This window comes from Costertonia aggregata (genome assembly GCF_013402795.1).
Classification (GTDB): Bacteria; Bacteroidota; Bacteroidia; order Flavobacteriales; family Flavobacteriaceae; genus Costertonia; species Costertonia aggregata.
Map to the genome: position 1 here is coordinate 2,791,737 of NZ_CP058595.1, position 22,864 is coordinate 2,814,600.

Here is a 22,864-nt window from a genome sequence, read left to right on the forward strand (position 1 = left end):
ATATGATAAAACCGATGCTAAAAAAAACATACATTACAACTATCATAGAGAGGTGTAAATCTCTCAAAGGCTCATATAATTCATATTTAAATTGTCTAAATATTTTTAGAGGGAAATATACTGTATGAAAGGTTATTAGTCCCAAGCTTACCCAAAACAACAAGCTATATTTCAATACCGAAATAGCGTTTTCGCTTACTACACTTTTAAAATAAACAGCAGTACAATAAATCAATAAAATCGTTCCAGATAAATAGGCATATATCATAGGTTCAACCAAGGGGTTTTGAACAAATGAATTAATTATGTTTGATAAAATAAATATCCCCCCACCGTACTTAATTATTTTTTTATGTACAATATTGGGTACTGAGTTCCAATAGACGTAAAAGAAATACGGGAAATAAAGTAAATGATAAAAATTATAGATTATATAAGTATTATTATGGTTCTCGTAACCAAAAATTAGTTGGTAATTTTCATGATACTTCACTAAACTACCCAACAATTCAGCAAAAAAAGTAAAAGAAATAAATATGGGAAAATACTTGAGTAAAGTATCAAAATACTTTTTAAATGTGACTATTGCTATAAGCCAAGTAATTCCGTAAAAAATAACAAAGTAGCTATTTTCGAAAAACTCAATAATTACTTGGCCCATAACTTAACTAAAAATCAGTAGATGGAGGTGGGCCACTATGGCCATCGTTTAAAATTAAACTTTCATCTTGGAAAAGCATGTTTAGCGTAGGCAAGAAACCTGCTTCGGATTTTTCATCGCCCATTTGGTTTCCATTTTCATCTTTAGGCCAATAATTCCGAACTAGTTTGGCCTTTCCGTCCGCATCAATATAAAAACCGCCGTGATCTCCATCAATAGTGGTGGTAGGTAGTACAAAAACGGTATTCTTATATTTATCTTTACCATCGGCCCCATAATTTCCTAAGTAAATGCGAAGACTATCTGGCTTTACCTTGGCTTTTCGTGCCTTTCGTTTTACATATTTTACATACCGTTCAATGGTCTTGAAATCAAAGTCGATAAATTGCGTGGGCACAAATGCTTCGGTAGCGTTGTTTTGCTCCATTTCATACCCCTTGATAATATTCACTCTTCGGTTTTCATAATTTTCGCATAATATTTTGGCTTCCCTCAACGTAATAATACCTTCCGGCACTTTTACCATTTCAGGTTCCTCTTCCTCTACGGGAGTCTCTTTTTTGGGTTGTTCTTGGCAAGCTGCGATGGTGAATAGCGAGAGCCCTAAAAAACCAAGGATACATTTTTGTAGTGTTTTCATAAGCGTTATGGTTATATGTTTATAAAAGGTGGGGAATTTTCCCTAAAAATAGGACTTATTCTTTCAAAAGAAAAAGAAAGTATAACTATTCGATATACAGAATGTAAGAAAACAAAAATCCCTATGGTGTAGACCATAGGGATTTTTCACAATAACCAATTTTTTTTGTTACTGGTTCATCGTCATTAAAAACTCTTCATTGTTTTTGGTCTGTTTAAAACGCTGCTCAATAAATTCCATAGCTTCTACCGGGTTCATATCGGCCAGATATTTACGCATGATCCACATGCGCTGTATCGTAGCTTCGTCCAATAAAAGGTCATCTCTACGTGTACTGGATGAAGTGAGGTCAATGGCCGGGAATATTCTCCTATTGGAAATCTTACGATCTAATTGAAGCTCCATGTTGCCCGTTCCTTTGAATTCTTCGAAAATAACCTCGTCCATCTTGGAACCGGTTTCCGTTAGGGCGGTGGCAATAATGGATAAAGACCCACCGCCTTCTATGTTACGGGCCGCTCCAAAAAAGCGTTTTGGTTTGTGCAGAGCGTTAGCATCCACACCACCACTTAATACCTTGCCCGATGCCGGTTGTACCGTGTTGTAAGCTCTTGCCAGTCTGGTAATAGAGTCTAGCAAAATAACCACATCATGCCCACATTCTACCAAGCGCTTGGCTTTTTCCAAAACAATATTGGCGACACGAACATGCTCGGTAGCTTCTTTGTCAAAAGTTGAGGCTACAACCTCGCCACGTACATTACGTTGCATGTCGGTAACCTCTTCTGGGCGTTCATCGATCAAAAGAATAATTTGATATACTTCTGGGTGATTGGCCGCAATACCGTTCGCAATGTCTTTCAACAACATGGTCTTACCTGTTTTAGGTTGCGAGACGATCATACCCCTTTGCCCTTTTCCGATGGGCGAGAACAAATCAATGATGCGGGTAGATATGGTGCTTTGGCGCTCGGCCAGATTAAACTTTTCTTGTGGGAATAATGGTGTCAAATGCTCAAAGGAAACCCTGTCGCGTACAATTTGTGGGTCTATGCCATTGATTTTGTTCACTTTTATCAAAGGGAAATACTTTTCCCCTTCTTTGGGCGGGCGTACATTGCCAAGAACGGTATCCCCTGTTTTAAGTCCGAACAGGCGTATCTGAGATTGGGATACATAAATGTCATCGGGAGAGGATAGATAATTGTAATCGGAAGAACGTAAAAATCCGTAACCGTCCTGCATGATGTCAAGAACGCCTTCGCTTTCGATAATACTGTCAAATTCAAATTCCGGCTCCTTGTAACGATTTTTCAAATCTTTATCAAAATTACTTTTGTCGTAACTGCCGTTTTTTTGGTGACGTGAATTTTGGTTCTTATGGTTGTTCTGGTTTTTGTTTTGTTGCGGCGTATTTTTTTGGTTCTCTTTTTTATCGTTCCTAGGTCTCGGATTTGGCTTGGGTCTGGCAGCGGGTGCAGATTCGGTTTTTTCCTCTGCTCTAGGTTTTTCTGCTTCAGCGGGTTTTGAAGTTTCTTTGGCCACTCTAGGTTTTCTAGGTCTTGGTTTGGGTTTTGGTTTTTCTTCTTTTGTTTCTGGCACTGCTTTTGCCACTGCTTTAGGGTTGGCCGCCTGCAAATCAAGAATTTGATAGACCAAATCCAATTTTTTAAGTGTTTTGAATTTAGGTACGTTTAATCCCTTGGCAATTTCCTGAAGCTCGGGAAGCTTCTTTGATTTTAAATCTGAAATTTCAAACATGTAGTATGTAATAAATTATATATCTGTAAAATGAAGTGTATTGTTATTTGGGTATTACTCGGGAGTGATATCCCTGTGGGTAAGTGCTATAACTAATAACAAAACAATATTACAAATTATTTTTAAGATTTGACTTATAATTTTTAAAAAGAGGCTTATTTTTGTAGTATTGAGCAAGTTTGGACATGATTCAGAGAATACAGACCGTTTATTTGATATTGGTTATACTCGTTACGGGTATTTTACCATTTTGGGTAAACCTTTGGTCAGATGCCAGCGGTAATGAGATTTTCGCCAAAAATGAAATGTTCATCTCTATTGCCTTTTATGCCTCAGCGGTATTGGCTTTGGTGTCCATACTGCTTTTTAAGAACAGACAACATCAGTTTGTGGTAAACAGGCTGAATATGATATTGAACCTTTTTTTACTAGGATTTTTCGTTTACCGATCACTAAATTTATCCGGAGAGACCTTGGTTTCCGAGAAGGGTATTGGGATGTTGATTCCTGTAATTTCTATCGTTTTTCTGGTCCTCGCCAATAGGGCCATCAAAAAGGATGAAGATCTCGTAAAATCTGTAGATCGTCTGCGTTGAACCTAACATCTTAGTAGTATTAGTGCGTTAAACCCGGGGTTGTTCCCGGGTTTTTTGCGTTTTTAATTTTGTAATCGCATTTTCATTGCGCTACCAAAGGGGCTCCCGAATGCGTCATACGCTGTATCTTCTCATGGTAAAATAAAAAGGATGCCGCTGCTACTGCTAGCGCTTGCCCAACTCTATAATTTCCAAATCTTTAATATCGGCCCCATTTATGGTAAATCGTAGCATGGTACGTTTTTGGTGAAAGCCATGTTTGCCACAGGCTCCAGGGTTCATGTGTAGAACATTCAACTTTTTGTCCCACATGACCTTTAGAATATGGGAGTGTCCGCAAATGAACAATTTTGGTGGATTTTTTTGAATTTCCAGCCGGGTTCTCGAATTATATTTTGGGGGATAGCCACCTATGTGGGTCATCCAAACATCAACCTCTTCGCACTTAAACCGGTGGTTCAACGGGAACTGCCTTTGAATGATATGATCGTCAATATTTCCAAAAACCGCGCGAAGCGGTTTTAACTTTTCCAATGCGTCGGTTACTTTAAGGTTTCCGATATCACCTGCATGCCAAACCTCATCGGCCAGTTCGGCATATTTTAGAATACCATCGTCGATATGGGAATGCGTATCGGAAAGTAGCAGTATTTTGGTCATTCTTAAAGTTGTGTTTTAAGTGTATTGAAACCTTGGATAAAATAAAAAACCATAGCCTGGCAATCTTAAGTATTCAATATCTTTGCATTCCACAAAACTAGCACATCCTTTTGAGATATTTTATCCAATTTTCATATTACGGCAAAGCATACCACGGTTGGCAAAACCAGCCAAATGCCATAACGGTGCAAGAGGTTTTGGAAAAAGCCATGTCCGCATTATTACGTGAGAAAATAGCCCTTGTTGGTGCGGGAAGGACCGATGCCGGCGTGCATGCCAAAGAAATGTTCGCCCATTTTGATAATGGTAACGTTGACGACATTTCAAACTTTGTGTATAGATTGAACGCCTTTTTACCAAATGATATTGCGGTCAAAGACATAGTAAAAGTGAATAGTGGTTCGCATGCCCGTTTTGATGCCGAGGAGCGTACTTATGAATATTGGGTAGTACAGAAAAAGAATCCCTTTTATACAGATTCGGCTTACTACATAAAGGCCGATTTGAATGTTGAATCAATGAACCAGGCGGCATCTCTTTTGTTGGGACGTAAAGATTTTGAATGTTTTTCCAAGTCAAATACTGATGTACGCACCTATTTATGTGATGTTAAAAAAGCAATTTTCACAAGTGATGAAGAAAAACTGGTCTTTACCATTACGGCCGATAGATTTCTTCGAAATATGGTTAGGGCAATTGTTGGGACATTACTGGAAGTGGGCGTTGGTAAATGCAGACTTGAAGATGTTAAGACAATATTAAAAAGTAAGGATAGGGGCAAGGCCGGACCATCAGTACCTGCAAAAGGATTATATTTGACCAATATTCTCTACCCCAAAAGCATATACACCTAGATGGATAAGGATACAGGCAAAGCATTCGATTTTAGATTGTTCAAAAGATTGATGCGGCATACAAAGCCATACCGGCTTACGTTTTATGGTGTTGCTTTGGCTGCTATATTGCTGTCCGGTTTCGCAGTGGCTACCGGAGTAATTGCCGGTGACATCGTGAACGATGCCATTTCCCCCAAAGACGCCGATAAACTTTTGTTTTTAAGTCTTTTGATGTTGGCCATACTTTTTGCCCAGGTCCTGAGCCAATTGGGGTTTAATTATTATGCCAACTGGTTGGGTGAGTCTATTATAAAAGATGTACGTATTTCCCTTTTTCAAAAAATGCTAGGTTTTAAGATGACCTATTTTGACCGATCGTCAATAGGTTTGTTGGTTACCAGAGCCGTTGCCGACATGCAGCGCATCGGAGAGATTTTTAGCCAAGGCTTTTTTGTTATTGTCGCCGATCTACTTAAAATGTTAACGGCAGCAATTGCCATGTTGGTTCTAAATTGGCGCATGGCTTTGATTGTTTTTGCATTGTTGCCCATTATTATGATAGCGACTCGCTTGTTTCAGAAAGCTATGAAAGTAGCCTTTATTGAGGTAAGGGCACAAGTTTCTAACCTTAATTCGTTCGTACAGGAACGCATAACGGGTATGAAAATAGTTCAATTGTTCACCCGTGAGGAAATCGAAAAGGAAAATTTTAGGGGAATCAACGAGAAACATCAAAATGCGTGGCTGAAAACGGTTTGGTACAACTCTATTTTTTTTCCCATAGCCGAGAGTGTGAGTTCTATTGCCGTAGCCTTAATGGTATGGTTTGGGGTATTGCAGAACGTTGCCAATGTAGGTAGTGAGAACACTGGTATAATCGTAACTTTTATCTTTTTGATAGAATTGCTGTTCAGACCTTTGCGCCAAATAGCCGATAAGTTCAATACACTGCAAATGGGCATGGTCGCCGCCAATAGGGTATTTAAAATATTGGATACCGAAAGTCATATAGACGATTTGGGAACTGTTGAAAAAGAAGATGTAAAGGGCGATATATCGTTTTCCGATGTCAGGTTCGGATACATAGCGGACGAAGAAGTATTGCATGGGATTTCCTTTGATGTAAAAGCTGGTGAAACGGTGGCGATAGTAGGTGCCACTGGTGCTGGAAAATCAACCATTATCAATCTATTAAGCAGGTTTTACGAGATAAATTCAGGTATGATTTTGGTTGATGATATCGACATTAAAGCATACAAATTGTCCTCTTTACGGGATAAGATTGCCGTAGTGCTCCAAGACGTTTTTCTGTTTGCAGATACGATTGCCAATAACATTTCCTTGAAAAACAATGAAGTCTCCGTTGCCGATATTGAGCAAGCGGCCAAACAAATAGGGGTTCACGAGTTCATCAGCAGCCTTCCCGGCGGTTACCAATACAATGTGAAGGAAAGGGGCACCATGCTTTCAAGTGGGCAGCGGCAGTTGATAGCTTTTTTACGAGCTTACGTAAGCAATCCCAGTATTTTGGTATTGGACGAGGCCACTTCATCGGTTGATACCTATTCGGAGCAACTCATTCAAAAGGCAACCGAAAAAATTACCGAGGGGCGTACTTCGATTATAATTGCCCATCGCTTGGCGACGATAAAAAAGGCCGATAAGATAATCGTTATGGATGCCGGAAAGATCGTAGAATCAGGTAACCACAAAGAACTACTGAAAAAAGGCGGATACTACAGCAATTTGTATGAAGCCCAGTTTATGGCAGAAGAAGTGGCTTAACTTATTTTTTTTGGAGCAAAATATTGAAAGTCGATACTACCTGACAAAATAAGAAAAAGCGGAATCAAGAGCGAAAGCGTAAAATATTGTATGGTAAACAACACGTAGAATATGAGTATTCTAGCGATCAGTTCGGTACCCGTTATTTTAGAAGTTTTCCATATGATATATCCAAGATAAAGGTACATGAGCCCCAACATTGGAAAAGTAATGGCACCATATTTTTCAGGATAAAAAAGCAATATGAGGATTGACGGTACAAAAGTGAAGATACTCCACTGCGCCAAAGAGTATATGAATATTGTTAATCTTTCGGTAAAATTGTATTTGACCCTGTCATAAGCAAGCCAACTTGCAGCAGCCATCATGGGTATGTAAAGTATAAAAAGCAGGGCTTGGTAATCGGTCGTGAAATCAAACAAAGGTTGCATTTTTTCAGAAGGCGTTCCCACTCCGAATACATCAAAATCTATAAGTTCGGATTTTTTCTTCATTAGAAAAACGATTAAACCTGACAATGTAAGTGCTATACCCATATAACTTATAGGGTTCAAATATTTTTTGCGAATGCCGTTTATATATCCACCAATAACGACTTCAGGTTTGGTGAACATTTGCCAAAACGTTCTCAAGAAAGTGTTGTCAATGTTAAAATATCTTTCTGTTATGTCATATGACAAATTCTTGACGGTCAATCTATTTCTGATGATTTTTGCACCGCAGGCAGGGCAAAAGGAATAATCGGTTCGTAAAGCATCATTGCAGTTTTTACATTCCATGGTCAGTGGTGGGTTGGTTATACTAGGTTTTCTTTGATCATAGTGGATAGTTCGGCCATGTCATTGAACAATACAAATTCACCGTTTTTGATATAGGAAATGTTGCCGGTTTCTTCACTTACAACAAGTGCCAAAGCATCGGTCTTTTCGGTAATGCCAACAGCGGCTCTGTGCCGTAATCCAAATCGCAAGGGAATATTACGTTCATTCGATACCGGTAAAATAACCCTTGTGGCAACAATAAAGTTATCCTCGATGATTGCGGCACCGTCATGTAACGGACTATTTTTATAAAAAATGCTTTCAATTATGGGTTGCGTAACCTCAATGTTCATTTTGTCACCGGTAGATTTTACAAAGTCAAGCGAATTGTTACGTTCCACAACAATCAAGGCACCCGTTTTGGAAGTGCCCATTTTTTCACAAGCTGCAAGAATGGCGTCTACATTTACTTCAGATGATAAACTGTTTTCCTTCATAAACTTAAAGTGTTTTATGAAGTTGCGTTTAGACGCAAAATTGGTGGAGCCTATCATTAGCAAAAACTTACGTATTTCCTGTTGAAAAACTATGATCAAGGCGATAAGTCCTACCTGCATGAAGCCGCCTACCATGCTGCTTATCATTTTCATCTCTAACAATTCGGTCAACTTCCAAAACCCCCACACGATTACGATACCGATGAAGATATTTATGGCGACAGACCCACGAACGAGTTTATAAATATAGTATAGGAGTACGGCGACCAGAATAATGTCTATAATGTCCGTAATCCTAAAATTCAAAAAATCTAAAAAGTCCAAGCGGGTATCGGTTTTTGTAAAAATAGTTAAAATAGATAAACCGGAAATCGGATTATAATTACCTTAATGCATTAAAGAGCGTGACACATTCCATAGCTTCCTTTACATCGTGTACCCTAAGAATCTTAGCTCCTTTGGCCAGTGCGAACATATGAAGGGCCGTAGTGCCGTTTAGTGCATTTTCTGCATCGGTTTTCAATATTTTGTAAATCATGGATTTTCTGCTAACGCCTACCAATAAGGGTAATTCGAGGTTCTGAAATAATTCGAGCTGCCGCAAAAGCTCATAGTTTTGTTCCAATGTCTTGGCAAAACCAAAGCCGGGATCTATGATAATGTCATTGATGCCGAGCGAGCGGGCCTGTGCAATCCTTTCCGAAAAGTAAAACAATATATCTTTCGACACATTGTCATAATCGGTCTGTTGTTGCATGGTTTCTGGATTGCCCCGCATATGCATCATAACGTAGGGCACTTTAAACTCGGCAACGACCTGCATCATATTAGCGTCTAGTTTACCTGCCGAAATATCATTGATGAGGGCAGCCCCGTTTTGCAGACATTTTTTTGCGACGCTACTCCTAAAGGTATCAACGGAAATTATGATTTCAGGAAATTTGCCCATCAATATCTCAAGAATAGGAAGAATACGGTTTAACTCTTCTTCTTCCGAAACGTTTTGGGCACCAGGCCTTGAACTATATGCGCCGATATCAATAAAAGTAGCACCAAGGTTCAGCATATTATCCACTTGGTTCAAAACATCATCTACATGCTTGTATTTACCACCATCGTAAAAAGAATCGGGGGTAAGGTTTAGAACACCCATGATTTTCGGGGACGATACGTTAATTAGCACACCTTTACAGTTTAATGTCATAACAAGCAAAGTTAGGATTGTCGTGTTTGATAAACCAAGTTAAAACACGAACTTTGGACAAATTCACAATTTAAAGCGAAATTTACGCAAATTATGTGCAATACATCGGAACAATATGATGCGGTAATACAAGCGTGTCGTGATTTATTTCAGAAGAAAATGAAGGATTATGGTAGTGCTTGGCGCATTCTAAGACTCCCTTCATTGACCGATCAAATATTTATCAAGGCCCAGCGCATACGAGGGCTTCAAGAGAACAAAGTACAGAAGGTAGATGAGGGGCAACAATCAGAGTTCATAGGTATTATCAATTATTCGGTCATGGCCTTGATCCAACTGGAAAAAGGCATTGCCGATCAACCCGACCTTTCTTCTGAAGACGCTATAAAATTATATGACCTCTACATAGCCAAGACCAAACAATTGATGCAAGATAAAAATCACGACTACGGCGAAGCTTGGCGAGATATGCGTGTGAGCTCCTTGACCGATTTGATTTTGCAAAAGCTGCTGCGGGTAAAGCAAATAGAGGACAACAAGGGCAAGACACTGGTCAGTGAAGGTATAGATGCCAATTACCAGGATATGATCAATTATGCTGTCTTTGCGATGATTCACCTCAAGAAAAGCGATTCGTAATATCATGAAGTATCTAGTAGGTATCAGTAGGATTTTTGTAGGTATACTTTTTATAATCAGTGGACTCATTAAACTCAATGATCCGGTCGGTTTTTCCTTTAAATTAGAAGAATATTTTAGTTCGGGTGTGCTTGATCTTCCCTTTTTTGAACCTTATGCCTTGACCATATCAATTTTCGTTGTCATTTTTGAGGTTTTGTTAGGTGTCATGCTTTTGATAGGTTTTCGGGTAAAATTTACGGTATGGAGCCTGTTGTTGATGATTGTTGGCTTTACGTTTCTTACCTTTTACTCGGCCTATTTCAACAAGGTGACCGATTGTGGTTGTTTTGGTGATGCCATAAAATTGACCCCTTGGGAATCCTTTACCAAAGATGTCATATTATTGGTACTCATCATAATTCTATTTATCGGAAAAAAATATATTGTTTCTCCCATTGGGTCAAATACCAAACGCATTATTACCTTGGTTTCTTTGCTATTGTGCAGCATGTATGCGTATTATGTCTTAAATCATCTTCCCGTTGTAGATTTCAGGCCTTACAAAATAGGGGCGAACATAGCTCAGGGTATGACCGTACCTGAAAATGCGCCAAAAGCAATTTTTGAATATGCATGGGAATTCAATATCAACGGGGAGAAGAAAATTATTGTTACCAAAGGCGATTATCCATCGGTAGATGGGGAATTCGTTGATGTTACGACTACCGAGATACAAAAAGGGTACGAACCACCGATACATGACTTTACCATAGAACAAGAGGGCGAGGACTTCACTTCATCTTTGTTACAGGAACCAAAACTGGTTATGGTAATTGCCTATGATTTGGGAAAGACACAATTTGAAACTTTCGACACTATCAAACAAACAACCGATAAAGCTATCAAAAAGGGCTATAAAGTAATAGGTATGTCCGCCTCGGCGAAGTCTTTTGCCGATAAGGTGGTCAAAGAGTATAACTTGGGTTTTGATTTTTATTTTACCGATGAAACCACCCTAAAAACGATTGTTCGCTCCAATCCTGGAATTTTGGTTTTGGAAAAAGGAACCATTCTCCAAAAAGTACATTATAACGATGTAGATGAACTCAAGTTTAAATAGTTGAAAACAAAGCAGACTTAAATAACAATATAATACAACAACATGAGAAGTAAAATAGTTGCCGGAAACTGGAAAATGAACAAAAATATGGAAGAGACCGAAGCCTTGCTAACCACCTTGGCCGCAAAACTTCCGGATACCGATGCCGAGGTAATGGTGGCACCAACTTATGTGAGCTTGGCAAATGCTGTTCGTGTTTTGCAATCCTCAACAATTCAAGTTATCGCCCAAAACATGCATTTTGCGGAAACTGGTGCATACACGGGTGAAGTTTCCGCAGATATGCTTTTGAACATAGATGTTGATACGGTCATAATAGGGCACTCGGAAAGAAGGGCCTATTTTGGGGAAACTGACGAAATACTGGCCAAGAAGGTCACAACGGCATTGGAAAAAAATATGCGCGTAATGTTCTGTTTTGGTGAGGAGCTTGAAGATAGAAAATCGGGCAACCATTTCACCGTAGTTGAAAATCAGTTAAAGAACGCCCTTTTTGATGTTGATGCTTCCAAGTGGAAGAACATTATTTTAGCCTATGAGCCAGTTTGGGCTATTGGCACGGGTGAGACCGCCTCACCGGAACAAGCACAGGAAATGCATGCCTTCATCAGAAAAACCATCACAGAGGCTTATGATGTTGCCATAGCCAACAACGTATCAATCTTATATGGTGGCAGTGTAAAACCTGGAAATGCAAAAGAAATTTTTTCCAAACCAGATGTTGATGGCGGACTTATTGGAGGTGCCTCCTTGGTCGCAGATGATTTTACTGCCATTATAAAAGCTATTTAGCATTATTTTAATCCCTTCAATTTTTTGTGGTGTCCCATACTGTTTATAAAGAATATGATTTTAAGATTCAACCACTTCAACCGGCTTCGGATATATTGATAGCCGAACTTGGCGAAGCTGGTTTTGAAAGTTTTGTTGAGGAAGAACACGGTATTTTGGCATATATCCAAAAAAGTGAATGGTCTTCTGAACTGTTAAACGACATCTTGATCCTCCAAAACAAAAATTTTGATATTACCTACACAATAAAAGATATAGAACAGGAAAATTGGAACGCCACTTGGGAGAAAAACTTTGAAGCTATTCAGGTTGATGATAAATGTATCGTACGTGCCCCTTTTCATGAAAAACGCAATGTAGAGTTCGATATTGTCATAGAACCTAAAATGAGTTTTGGTACGGGTCATCATGAAACTACCTACATGATGCTACGGCACATTCTAGAAAATGATTTCAGTGAAAAATCTGTGTTGGATATGGGCAGCGGCACAGGAGTCTTGGCAATATTGGCAGCTTTGAAGGGGGCAAAAAATATTGATGCGATAGATATTGATAATTGGTGCTACCTGAACGCCCAAGAAAATGTGGTAAGGAACAATTGCGACAATATAAATGTTTATGAAGGTGACGTTGGCCTTTTAAAGCCTAAGCAGTACGATATTATTATGGCAAATATCAATAGAAATATCCTCCTTGCCGATATTCCTGCATATGCAAAATCCCTAAAGGCGAACGGTATGCTTTTCTTAAGCGGATTTTATCGCACCGATTTACCTGCCATTACTTCAAAATGTAAAGAGTTTGAACTCAATTTTGTGCATGAATTCGAAAAAAACGACTGGATTTCTGCATTTTATCGATTTTATTGAACATTTTAACGACACGTGTTAAAATTTTACTAAATTAATAGGGAATTGTAAGAAAAACATTAACCCTAAAACACATTACATGAAAAATTTTAGATTGCCCCTGATTCTTATTTTGTTTTTATTTGTTTTATCGGCCTGTCAAAAAGATAATTTACAGGTAGATGACCCCGTTTCAGTTGAAGCGGAAAAGGAAATCCTTGATGCTTCACTTGAATTGACCGATGAGGTTATGAACACACTCAAATCTAGCTACTTTAATACTGGAGATGTTTCCATAATCGATTTTCACTTACCTGATGGCACTATACAAAAGCGTTATCAACTGGAAGGTGATATTGCATTGTCAAGTGAGCAAATGCAGCAGTTCATTAAACTTAAGGACCTGGATTCAAAAAATTACCATACCAATAATTTGGTCAGACCTCGAACACTTTCAATAATTGGATATACCGGAAATGGCTTTGCATTGAGCAATAAAGAACGTACCGCATTGCAATGGGCGGTCAACAATTACAACCGACTGAATTTGGGTATTAGGTTCAACCTCACTTTTGGTACTAATTTCGATGATAAAGATATGGTGGTTTATAACAACGAGAGAAACAACCCAAATAGAAGCGGGGGCGTTGCTGGTTTCCCAAGTAATGGCAACCCAAATAAATTTATACAGATTTATGGTCTCGGCGGATTTTCAACTAATGTAAACGAGCACGTCATAACCCACGAAATAGGTCACTCCGTTGGCTTTAGGCACACAGATTGGTTTAGTAGACAAAGTTGTGGTGAGAACACCAATGAGGGCGTTGGCAGTATTGGCGCAAATCCCATACCTGGGACACCCGAAGGTTATGATGCCACATCTTTGATGTTGGCCTGTTTTAGCTCTACTGTAGATGGTGAGTTCAACCGAAACGATGTTACCGCATTGAATTTTCTCTACTAGATTTTTATCTAAATCCACAAATATGAAAAGCCCTGCAAAGGGCTTTTTTCATTATATCTTGCATAGAACCTATTTTGATTATATTTTCTATGGACTCTTGTTTCGATAATGGCGGTTTACAAGAAATTTTATTACATTTATAAAAAGAATTGAGTAATGACCAGTGTTAAGGAAAAACTTTTAGAAGAGCTTCTTTTGGAAGAAGAGACCGTACAGCAAAATGAAATTGTTCTTTTTAATGACGATGTCAATACGTTTGACCATGTTATCGATACATTGGTGGCCGTCTGCGAACATACGCCCGAACAGGCGGAACAATGTTCGATCATAGTACATCATAATGGAAAATGCACCGTAAAAACAGGTGAGTACAATGATTTAAAACCCAGGTGTAGCAAACTTTTGCAAGCTGGTTTAAGTGCTGAGATCATATAGTTCTACAATTGTGGTTCTCTTATTGCTACCGATTATATAATTTTCTTTTTCTATCTTGTATGGTATACAAAACACTTTATGAGATTTACATATTGGCTTTCGCATATTATTGTTTTCTCACTATTTTTTGCACACCACGAGTTTTTAAAAGCACAGGAAATGCCTCCTGTTCAGAATTTTTATCCTAAAGATTATCATGCTGAAAATCAAAATTGGGCCATTTCCCAATCTTCTAACAAACTTATTTATGTAGCCAATAGTAAGGGCTTATTAGAGTACAATGGGGCTGATTGGGGACTTTACCCATCACCAAATGAGTCAATACTACGCTCTGTTAAAGTAGTCGACAACCGTATTTACACGGGCTGTTTTATGGAGTTTGGATATTGGGAGAAAAATAAAAAAGGTACGCTTTGTTATACATCACTTTCCCAGCAAATCGGTATTGAATTAATCGAAGACGAAGAGTTTTGGAATATTATACATGTTGAAGATTGGATAGTGTTTCAATCTCTAAAGCGTATCTATGTCTATAACATAAAAGAAGGTTTGGTGAGTACAATAGACTCTGATAGTACGATTACTAAAATTTTTAAGGTCGGGGGCGATATTTATTTCCAAAGGATAAACAAAGGTATTTTTAAGATAGAGTATGGCATGGACTCATTGGTATTGGATGCTGATGTAGTAAAAAATGATGAAGTCATCAATATTTTTGAAAACGGGAAAGAGAAATTAATTCTTACCCAGGACAATGGTTTTTATAGTTGGAAAGATACACTGCTAACAGCCTCTGAAATGGCCTCGAACGATTTTCTAAAATCGGTAAGTTTTTATGATGGCATACAATTAACCGATAACAGTTTTGTTCTAGGAACTATATCTAATGGCTTAATATACTTAAACGAAAACCGGGAAGTTTTATACACGATAAACCAGAACAAGGGCTTACCCAACAATACGGTTTTATCGGTTTTTGAGGATGCTGAAAAAAATATATGGCTTGGGCTTGATAATGGCATAAGCTATATAAATATCAATGCTCCCATAAGGGTCTACAATGACAATAAGGGAATTTTAGGTAGTGTTTATACATCTGCCGTTTATAAAAATAATTTGTATTTAGGAACTAATCAAGGGCTATTTTATAAAGAACTGGTAAACTCGGAAGAGTTTATTTTTATCAAAGGTACGCAGGGGCAGGTTTGGAGCCTGAGCGAAATAGATGGGACTTTGTTTTGTGGCCATAATTCGGGTACGTTCATCGTTGATGGTAATACTGTAGATAAAATAGCGAATATTCAAGGAACTTGGGGGATTTCAAAATTAGATGAAGACTCGAATACCCTACTGCAAGGAAATTATGATGGGCTGTATGTATTGGAGAAAACGGACACTTCTTTCAAACTAAAAAACAAGATTGAGGGATTTGATAATTCATCAAGGTATTTTGAAAAGTTAGGTAGCAAGATTTTTGTTAATCATGAATACAATGGCGTTTTTGAATTGGATGTTGATAGTTCTTTTACTAAAGTCAAAAACGTCATTATTGATAATTCCATCAAAGGGTCTAACTCGGGCATTGTAAAATACAACGAACAACTACTGTATTCTTACAAAAAAGGAATTTTTGAATATAGTACCCAAAAGAAAGAATTTGTCAAAGATAGTTTCCTAAGTCAGGCATATACCGAAGATGAATATGAATCGGGAAAATTAATCTTTAACAAGAAAGATAATATTTTGTGGATTTTCACGAATTCAAACATAAGTTACGTTTCCCCTGCAGGCCTTAGCAATACTCCAAAAATAAAAAGTATACCGTTAACAAAGGAAATACGAAAAGGTATTCTTGGGTATGAAAATATTACCAAGTTAAATGATAATGATAAATATTTAATCGGTACAACATCTGGCTATTTTACCGTTGATGTGGGTAAGCTTATAGTGAAGGATTTTGAAATTCATATTGCCAAAATAAAAAATAGCAGCAATAAGAACGAAAAATTACTTCATGACAAAATTTTAGAAGAAAATTTCGATAGCAACGATAACAATCTTGAATTTTCATATTATGTTCCTGAATACAATAAGTATTTGGTTACTTACTATCAATCTAAACTTGAAGGGATTTATGATGATTGGAGCACATGGTCAAAAAGTCCCAATGTAGTTTTTAAAAACTTGCCATTTGGGGAATATACATTTAAGGTTAGGTCAAAAATAGGTGATACGATATCAAAAAATACGGCATCTTATTCATTCACGATTGAAAAACCATGGTATATATCAAATATAATGATAGCAATTTACATCTTGTGTGTTTTATTGTTTTCGTTCCTCATGCATACTATCTACAAACGGCATTATAGGAAGCAACGTGAAAAGCTAGTATATAGAAACAAAAAGGAAATGGAGCTGGCCAAACTTCAAAATGAAAAAGAGATAATAAGAATCAAAAATGAAAAACTAGAATTGGAGTTTAAAGGTAAGAGCAAGGAGTTGGCGGTGTCGACCATGAGCATCATCAAGAAAAATGAATTACTGATTAAAATAAAAGAAGAGCTCAATACTGTAGAGGATACGAATTCAATTGAACCGGTAATACATATTATAGACCAAAATCTCAAGCAGAATAACAACTGGGAACTTTTTCAAGAAGCATTCAACAATGCTGATAGCGGATTTTTAAAAAAAATTAAAACTTTGCACTCAACCTTATCGCCTAATGACCTCAAGTTGTGTGCTTATTTACGTTTGAATTTATCGTCTAAAGAAGTAGCACAGTTACTTAATATATCGCCTAGAAGTGTTGAAATTAAGCGGTATAGACTGCGAAAAAAGTTAAATTTAAAGCACGAGGACAATCTCGTAAACTATATATTGGAGTTATGATAAACTCAACAAGTTGATTCTGTACCTTTACATCACTTGAAAATACCTTAACATTACCTATACACCTATCATTTTCACACTAAAATATAGCTATACATCTGTTTTTTAACATTTTCTTGACAACATGAGCTATATAGCTTAATCAACTCATCCGATTATATCAATTTGATAGATATAACCCATTTTTTTTACCATGTATATTTTTTGTTGAGGTAATTTTTATGGAATCCATAATTTTTGATGATATGTTTATAAAATCAAAACAGTTATATGGATACAATTCAAAAACAATTACTCAAACTAACAATTTTCTTGTTTACCATAATAGCTTTTGGTCAAGCGAACAAAGTTTCGGTCGTAAACAATGAAAATGGGATTAAACTTGTCGTCAACGGCGAAGATTTCATGATTAACGGCATGAACTGGGATTACATTCCCATAGGAACAAATACCGTTAACGCTGCATTTTGGAAAAAATCTGACGACATTATAAAAGCAGGTCTAGATACTGAAATGTCGTTGTTGAAGAACATGAATGTCAACGTAATTCGCCAATACACAGGTGTCCCTGCAAAATGGATAAAATACATTTATCAAAACTACGGCATTTACACTATGCTCAATGATTCATTTGGTCGTTACGGTCTTACTTTAGACGGTGTATGGACCCCTGTTACGGATTATAACAATCCTCGTACCCAAGAATTTTTGTTGGCTGAAATTGACAAATTGGTCAAAGAATATAAAGACACACCTGGCTTGTTGATGTATTTATTGGGGAATGAAAATAATTACGGTCTTTTTTGGGCCGGTGCAGAGACAGAGGATTTTCCCGACGGACAAGAAAAAATTGATGCTGTAGGTGAATTACGGGGAAGGCCTATGTATCGATTAATGAACGAAGCCTCTAAAAGAATCAAGGCAATGGATACTTTACATCCGGTAGCTATTTGTAACGGGGACGTATTGTTTATCGATATCATTGCAGATGAATGTGAAGATGTCGATATCTACGGTACCAATACCTATCGAGGTGTTTCGTTTGGGGACATGTTTCAGGTAGTTAAGGATAAACTGAACAAACCGATAATGTTTACCGAGTTTGGTGCAGACGCCTACAATACAGTTAAAAATGCCGAAGACCAAAAAATGCAGGCATATTATATGGTCAATAATTGGAAAGAAATTTATCAAAATGCTGCAGGTTTGGGTAAGGCAGAAAATTCATTAGGAGGGTTTACTTTTCAATTTTCCGACGGTTGGTGGAAAGCTGGTTTTGACGACAGAAAGGATGCGGACACACACCAAACCGAGGCAACTTGGAATGGTGGTGGTTACACGCTGGATTTAGCGTATGAAGGAGCAAATAACATGAATGAAGAATGGTTTGGTATTTGTGCCAAAGGCGCTACCAATCCAAGAGGACTGTATGACCTTTACCCGAGAGCTGCCTATTACGCCCTGAAAGAAGCACATCAATTAAACCCGTATGGCGAAGGTGTAAATCTTGATTTTGTTAATAACCATTTCAACAATATTAACTTGATGGATGCTGTTCTAAGGGCCCGCGGAGATAAAGCTGCCTTAAACGGTGAACAAGCTAAATTGCTACGTGTAAGCAATCTTCAGGCTAAATTGTCAACTTTTAGTACGGGAGGTAGTCTGATCACCACTCCGCAAAATGCAGATCTGGACAATCCCAACACTTTTCCAAACCAATTGGGTTTTGATCACATGCAGTCTTACTTTGTTGGAATAGAAGGTAACCCCGCCTCTAATATGAGAGCAGAGGTTAATTTCAACGTGGTGGGCAATGTGGCCCAAAACCCTATCAATGAAATTTTTTATGAAAATAGGGCAAGACCAATAACCGTAAGTACTCCAGAAGGTGAAGTGCCTTTAGTGGACAATAACAGGGTTGCCGTATACCAAGCGGAATTTGAATGGAATGCCAAAGAATTTGATTTAAGAGGGTTTTACAGAACCGGACACTATCATTGGGGATATGAGGGTGATTTTTTTGGATTATATCCCGAAGCAAATTATGGCCCGAACCTAGATATTTACAATGGTGAAATCTTGGGAGCAGAGGTTGATGGTAAGGGAGTGTTAAAAGGTCTCAAAGCGGCTATAGGTCCACAATTATGGTGGGGTGCCAACCCAACGATGCTTTTCAAGTACAAAAAACATATCGGAAAATTTGATATTACGGGAATTTACCATAGAGATTTCGAAACTGAGATTATTTTTGACGAAAACGGCCGTAGAGTTTTGGATGCAAATCAACTACGAAGTGGCGTAGTACCACCATGGCCCACCGAAAGGGCAACTTTGGCGGTAGAAAGGGAATTTGGAAAATTCGGGGTTATGTTAGGGGGAATATGGGCCGGGAGCCCACTGAACGGTACTTCGTTTCAAGATGTAAGGGGTACCCCGGGGAATTATGTTGTTTTTGAGGATAGAATACAAGCAAGTGATAATTGGGGCGGTAAGGTTAAATTCACTTATGAAGGAGGAAAATTCAATTGGTACGGTCAAGCAGCGGCTATGGGATTGATTGCCAATGGCGGAGCTGATCAAACAATGACTTTTACAGGCTGGAAATTACGGGATACGGGAAGTGGCAATCAAGTAAATGCATTGTCTGGATTTACCTTCTCTACGGGAAATTTTCAAATTGCACCTAATTTTTTATGGCAAAAACCATTGGTTGGTGCCATTCCTCAAGATGTAGAAGGTCCTGGCCGATTAAGGAATATTATTGACGATCCTTTTTCTGTTCGTTGGAACCGAGAAACCACGGCTGGGGAGATACTTTTAACCTATGACCCAACACCTGGAACTTGGATGTATGAGTGGGACAATGATAGGTCTGAAGACGCAAAATTTGCGATGAACCTAGGTTTTGTTTATCGTCACCTACCGACCACTATGGATGCGCATATCGGGTTTTTAGCTGACCGTTCCATCTTTTCTTTTCCCAATTCCGCACCTGCACAAGATTTGTGGGAAGTGCATTCCAGAATAGTATCCAAGCTTGGTCCGGATTTTGGTATGATAGGTAATTTTTATTATGGCAATGGACAAGGTAATGGAGATTCAGAACGGTTGATTAAGCGTTTTGGTGGTGATATCCGAATGATCTATAAAAAATATAAACTACAGTACACTCAAAAAATCAATGACTGGGGACCTTTTGATTATCATAGGGATTTCAACTTAACATACCCAGTGCAATTAATGTTGGATTTATCTACTACCCTAGGCAAACCGGATTGGTTCATTCTACCAAGCACGCAAATTGGCATTCGGGGTACATGGCGATCTTTAAACGAGTTCTCACCTCGCTATTCCCCTAATAATGCTCTTGAATTCGCAGCTGCTCCCATCATAAGTCCTGTAGGGTTCGGTAATGGCAGTGAATGGGAAATCATGACATATATACATATCAATATTGGGAAATAAAAAGAAAAAAATGAAAAATATAAAACATACTAACATACAATTCATACTTTTTTTGAGCCTGTGTATTGTTATTTTTTCAGGTTGTGAAAGAGAATTTTCCGACGAAGTAAAGTTCGCTAAGTTTCCATCAAATGGAGATGTTTTTATTGATGCTTTTGCTGGGTTGGATTATTTTCCTTTTGTGGATGGTGGCGCCGACCCCGAAGCATTCAGCGTGGTGACGGATGAGGTTTTTTCAGGAACCTCCGCTATTAGATTTGATGTGCCTGCTTTCGGAAACGGATTTGTTGGAGCCTCGTTTAGTGCTACAGGTGCAAGAGATCTTTCAGGTTTTGATGCGCTTACGTTTTATGCAAAAGCATCTCAAGCTGCTGATATTAATGAGATTGGTTTTGGTATCGAGGGTAGCACGGCCAATAAATTTCAAGTTACGCTTCAGAATTTGGCCATATCTACCAAATGGGAGAAATATGTAATTCCGATACCAGATCCTTCCAAATTGATAAATCAAACAGGTTTGTTTTGGTTAGCGGAAGGAGCTGAAAATGAGAATGATGAAAATGGGTTTGTCATATGGTTCGATGAAATAAAATTTGAAAAACTGGGTACCGTGGCACAGCCAAGGCCAGCTATATTCTTAGGTGAGGAGTTGGAAGTGCAAACCTTTACGGGTTCTGTAATCAATTTGAACGGTCTTACACAAACTTTTAATTTAGGGTCGGGTGTTAATAAAACGGTTATTGTGGCACCCTCATATTTTGAGTTTACATCCTCTGACCCAGATATCGCAAGAGTGGATGAAAGGGGTATGATTTCAATTTTAGGTTCTGGGTTTGCTGAGGTAACGGCTATATTGGGAGGAGTAAAGGCACAAGGTTCTTTGAGTTTGGAATCATTGGGAACGTTTGCAACTGCACCAATACCTACAAGAAATCCATCAAATGTAATATCTATTTTTAGTGACGCATATACTAACGTTCCTGTAGATTTTTTCAATGGCTTTTTTGGCGGTCAAACTACTACCGGAGGTACTCTGGACATAAGTGGGGACAATGTGATTCTATATGAAAACTTAAATTTCGTCAGTACCGAGTTTACCAACCCTACTATAAACGCCTCACAAATGACACACTTTCATGTTGATATTCAGGTGAATGAAGCTCTTGAGCCTGGAGATACCATAAGGGTAGAATTACTTGATTTTGGCGGTGATAATGCATTTGGAGGAGGAAATGATAGTGGTGGTTCTGTAACTTTTACCAATACAGAACTCGAAAGTAGGGCATGGGTAAGTTTGGATATACCCCTTACCAATTTTACAGGTCCTGCAGCGGGCGGGGCGTTCAATGGGCTGAACAGTACCACAAATATAGCACAGGTTACTTTTGCTTCTGGCAACGTGTCGACCATATTTGTGGATAATATGTATTTCTACAGTGAGTAATCAACACAACAAAAGATTTAAAAGGAAAATGATGAATAGAGAAAATAAAGAACAGTTTAGAATCTTGGTAGTTGCCTTGCTATCATTTTGTACAGTTGGCTGCGCAACAGATGATACACAACGAGTTGTCAACTTTACCGAACTCACCCTTCAAGAAGAGTTTGATGTCGACGGAGCTCCGAACGCCTCAGTTTGGGGTTATGATATTGGAACTGGCGAAAATGGCTGGGGAAATCAAGAATTACAATACTATACCGATAGAACGGAGAATGTAACGGTACAAAACGGAAAATTATTGATTACTGCCCGGCAAGAATCATTTGAAGGCTCTTCATATACATCTGCCAGATTGTTGACAAAAGACCTATTCGAGCAGCGATATGGCCGTTTTGAAGCTCGTATACGGCTACCTTACGGCCAGGGGATTTGGCCGGCTTTTTGGATGTTGGGAGCCGATATAGACGATAATCCGTGGCCTGCTGCAGGAGAAATAGATATCATGGAATATCGTGGTCAAAACCCTACGGTATTGATAGGTAGTGTACACGGTCCAGGGTACAGTGCCGGTAATGCTATATCCAAGGAGTATACTTTAGAGAATGATCGCTTTGACACCGGATTCCACATATTCGGAATCGAATGGGCTCCCGAATATGTTAACTTTTACGTAGATGATGTGCTATATAATCAAATTACACCCGAAGATGTAACCGGGGAATGGGTATTTGATAAACCCTTTTTCATTTTGATGAATTTAGCCGTAGGAGGCACATTCGTAGGTTCGCCCAACGCTGAAACGGTTTTCCCACAAACGATGATTGTAGACTATGTTAGGGTATACAAAAACACCAACGCCAATTAAAACTGACTAAAAATTAA

At 38.3% G+C, this 22,864-nt stretch carries 19 protein-coding genes; 13 read left to right on the forward strand and 6 right to left on the reverse strand.

From position 1 onward, the window contains the following. Positions 1 to 668: 668 nt before the first annotated feature. Together HYG79_RS12850 and rho are read right to left on the reverse strand one after the other, a co-directional pair. Positions 669 to 1,301, reverse strand: a complete 633-nt coding sequence (locus tag HYG79_RS12850) for a hypothetical protein (protein ID WP_179242476.1) — start codon at positions 1,299 to 1,301, stop codon at positions 669 to 671. Between the two features lie 168 nt (positions 1,302 to 1,469). Beyond that, positions 1,470 to 3,062: a transcription termination factor Rho gene (gene rho, locus HYG79_RS12855; protein ID WP_179242477.1), complete on the reverse strand. Its 1,593-nt coding sequence runs from the start codon at positions 3,060 to 3,062 to the stop codon at positions 1,470 to 1,472. 185 nt (positions 3,063 to 3,247) lie between these two features. Here rho and HYG79_RS12860 point away from each other — a divergent pair, with 185 nt between their 5' ends. Then, positions 3,248 to 3,658, forward strand: coding sequence for a DUF4293 domain-containing protein (locus HYG79_RS12860; protein WP_179242478.1), 411 nt, complete (start codon positions 3,248 to 3,250; stop codon positions 3,656 to 3,658). A gap of 165 nt (positions 3,659 to 3,823) precedes the next feature. Here HYG79_RS12860 and HYG79_RS12865 read toward each other — a convergent pair whose 3' ends face one another. Then, positions 3,824 to 4,318, reverse strand: coding sequence for a metallophosphoesterase family protein (locus HYG79_RS12865; RefSeq protein ID WP_179242479.1), 495 nt, complete (start codon positions 4,316 to 4,318; stop codon positions 3,824 to 3,826). A gap of 110 nt (positions 4,319 to 4,428) precedes the next feature. On the opposite strand from HYG79_RS12865, the gene truA reads away from it, so the two are divergent. Together truA and HYG79_RS12875 are read left to right on the forward strand one after the other, a co-directional pair. Beyond that, complete coding sequence (truA, locus tag HYG79_RS12870) at positions 4,429 to 5,172, forward strand: tRNA pseudouridine(38-40) synthase TruA (protein ID WP_179242480.1); 744 nt, start codon at positions 4,429 to 4,431, stop codon at positions 5,170 to 5,172. Then, positions 5,173 to 6,939, forward strand: coding sequence for an ABC transporter ATP-binding protein (locus HYG79_RS12875; protein ID WP_179242481.1), 1,767 nt, complete (start codon positions 5,173 to 5,175; stop codon positions 6,937 to 6,939). It begins immediately after the preceding gene. Here the strand turns inward: HYG79_RS12875 and HYG79_RS12880 are convergent. Genes HYG79_RS12880 through folP form a run of 3 tightly spaced genes read right to left on the reverse strand, consistent with a single transcriptional unit; the run spans position 6,936 to position 9,401 of the window. After that, positions 6,936 to 7,718, reverse strand: coding sequence for a DUF3667 domain-containing protein (locus HYG79_RS12880; RefSeq protein WP_179242482.1), 783 nt, complete (start codon positions 7,716 to 7,718; stop codon positions 6,936 to 6,938). The two genes, HYG79_RS12875 and HYG79_RS12880, sit on opposite strands and share 4 nt — an antisense overlap. Positions 7,719 to 7,735: 17 nt before the next feature. Beyond that, positions 7,736 to 8,521, reverse strand: a complete 786-nt coding sequence (locus HYG79_RS12885) for a diadenylate cyclase (RefSeq protein ID WP_179242483.1) — start codon at positions 8,519 to 8,521, stop codon at positions 7,736 to 7,738. A 58-nt stretch (positions 8,522 to 8,579) separates the two neighbouring features. Further along, entirely contained in the window at positions 8,580 to 9,401 is an 822-nt protein-coding gene (gene folP, locus HYG79_RS12890; protein WP_179242484.1) for a dihydropteroate synthase, read from the reverse strand. A 93-nt stretch (positions 9,402 to 9,494) separates the two neighbouring features. Between folP and HYG79_RS12895 the strand changes: the two genes are divergently transcribed. The 10 genes from HYG79_RS12895 (at position 9,495) to HYG79_RS12940 (ending at position 22,847) form a co-directional block, all read left to right on the forward strand. Then, on the forward strand, positions 9,495 to 10,040 hold the full coding sequence (locus tag HYG79_RS12895; protein WP_179242485.1) for a DUF1599 domain-containing protein: 546 nt from the start codon (positions 9,495 to 9,497) through the stop codon (positions 10,038 to 10,040). A gap of 4 nt (positions 10,041 to 10,044) precedes the next feature. Beyond that, a complete protein-coding gene (locus HYG79_RS12900) occupies positions 10,045 to 11,142 on the forward strand; it encodes a BT_3928 family protein (protein ID WP_179242486.1) in 1,098 nt (365 codons plus the stop codon). A 42-nt stretch (positions 11,143 to 11,184) separates the two neighbouring features. Beyond that, entirely contained in the window at positions 11,185 to 11,934 is a 750-nt protein-coding gene (gene tpiA / locus HYG79_RS12905) for a triose-phosphate isomerase (protein WP_179242487.1), read from the forward strand. 29 nt (positions 11,935 to 11,963) lie between these two features. Then, a complete protein-coding gene (gene prmA, locus HYG79_RS12910) occupies positions 11,964 to 12,803 on the forward strand; it encodes a 50S ribosomal protein L11 methyltransferase (RefSeq protein WP_179242488.1) in 840 nt (279 codons plus the stop codon). A 79-nt stretch (positions 12,804 to 12,882) separates the two neighbouring features. Next, the gene (locus HYG79_RS12915) at positions 12,883 to 13,746 is read left to right on the forward strand and encodes a M57 family metalloprotease (protein WP_179242489.1); all 864 of its coding nucleotides are present in this window, start codon (positions 12,883 to 12,885) and stop codon (positions 13,744 to 13,746) included. A 156-nt stretch (positions 13,747 to 13,902) separates the two neighbouring features. Continuing rightward, entirely contained in the window at positions 13,903 to 14,181 is a 279-nt protein-coding gene (locus tag HYG79_RS12920) for an ATP-dependent Clp protease adaptor ClpS (protein ID WP_179242490.1), read from the forward strand. Positions 14,182 to 14,259: 78 nt separating this feature from the next. Further along, positions 14,260 to 17,076, forward strand: a complete 2,817-nt coding sequence (locus HYG79_RS12925; RefSeq protein WP_179242491.1) for a helix-turn-helix and ligand-binding sensor domain-containing protein — start codon at positions 14,260 to 14,262, stop codon at positions 17,074 to 17,076. Between the two features lie 279 nt (positions 17,077 to 17,355). Next, positions 17,356 to 20,541, forward strand: coding sequence for a glycoside hydrolase family 2 TIM barrel-domain containing protein (locus HYG79_RS12930; RefSeq protein ID WP_394367024.1), 3,186 nt, complete (start codon positions 17,356 to 17,358; stop codon positions 20,539 to 20,541). 10 nt (positions 20,542 to 20,551) lie between these two features. Further along, positions 20,552 to 21,985, forward strand: a complete 1,434-nt coding sequence (locus HYG79_RS12935) for a hypothetical protein (protein WP_179242493.1) — start codon at positions 20,552 to 20,554, stop codon at positions 21,983 to 21,985. 31 nt (positions 21,986 to 22,016) lie between these two features. Then, positions 22,017 to 22,847: a glycoside hydrolase family 16 protein gene (locus HYG79_RS12940; RefSeq protein WP_228027871.1), complete on the forward strand. Its 831-nt coding sequence runs from the start codon at positions 22,017 to 22,019 to the stop codon at positions 22,845 to 22,847. The last annotated feature ends 17 nt before the right edge of the window (positions 22,848 to 22,864 follow it).

What these genes read in the sequence shown, in the direction of transcription:
- HYG79_RS12865 (WP_179242479.1), bottom strand. Translation starts at nt 4,318, where the DNA reads ATGACCAAAATACTGCTACTTTCCGATACGCATTCCCATATCGACGAT.
- HYG79_RS12915 (WP_179242489.1), top strand. Translation starts at nt 12,883, where the DNA reads ATGAAAAATTTTAGATTGCCCCTGATTCTTATTTTGTTTTTATTTGTT.
- folP (WP_179242484.1), bottom strand. Translation starts at nt 9,401, where the DNA reads ATGACATTAAACTGTAAAGGTGTGCTAATTAACGTATCGTCCCCGAAA.
- HYG79_RS12940 (WP_228027871.1), top strand. Translation starts at nt 22,017, where the DNA reads ATGAATAGAGAAAATAAAGAACAGTTTAGAATCTTGGTAGTTGCCTTG.
- HYG79_RS12880 (WP_179242482.1), bottom strand. Translation starts at nt 7,718, where the DNA reads ATGGAATGTAAAAACTGCAATGATGCTTTACGAACCGATTATTCCTTT.
- HYG79_RS12860 (WP_179242478.1), top strand. Translation starts at nt 3,248, where the DNA reads ATGATTCAGAGAATACAGACCGTTTATTTGATATTGGTTATACTCGTT.
- tpiA (WP_179242487.1), top strand. Translation starts at nt 11,185, where the DNA reads ATGAGAAGTAAAATAGTTGCCGGAAACTGGAAAATGAACAAAAATATG.
- HYG79_RS12850 (WP_179242476.1), bottom strand. Translation starts at nt 1,301, where the DNA reads ATGAAAACACTACAAAAATGTATCCTTGGTTTTTTAGGGCTCTCGCTA.
- HYG79_RS12925 (WP_179242491.1), top strand. Translation starts at nt 14,260, where the DNA reads ATGAGATTTACATATTGGCTTTCGCATATTATTGTTTTCTCACTATTT.
- HYG79_RS12920 (WP_179242490.1), top strand. Translation starts at nt 13,903, where the DNA reads ATGACCAGTGTTAAGGAAAAACTTTTAGAAGAGCTTCTTTTGGAAGAA.
- HYG79_RS12875 (WP_179242481.1), top strand. Translation starts at nt 5,173, where the DNA reads ATGGATAAGGATACAGGCAAAGCATTCGATTTTAGATTGTTCAAAAGA.
- rho (WP_179242477.1), bottom strand. Translation starts at nt 3,062, where the DNA reads ATGTTTGAAATTTCAGATTTAAAATCAAAGAAGCTTCCCGAGCTTCAG.
- HYG79_RS12935 (WP_179242493.1), top strand. Translation starts at nt 20,552, where the DNA reads ATGAAAAATATAAAACATACTAACATACAATTCATACTTTTTTTGAGC.
- HYG79_RS12900 (WP_179242486.1), top strand. Translation starts at nt 10,045, where the DNA reads ATGAAGTATCTAGTAGGTATCAGTAGGATTTTTGTAGGTATACTTTTT.
- HYG79_RS12895 (WP_179242485.1), top strand. Translation starts at nt 9,495, where the DNA reads ATGTGCAATACATCGGAACAATATGATGCGGTAATACAAGCGTGTCGT.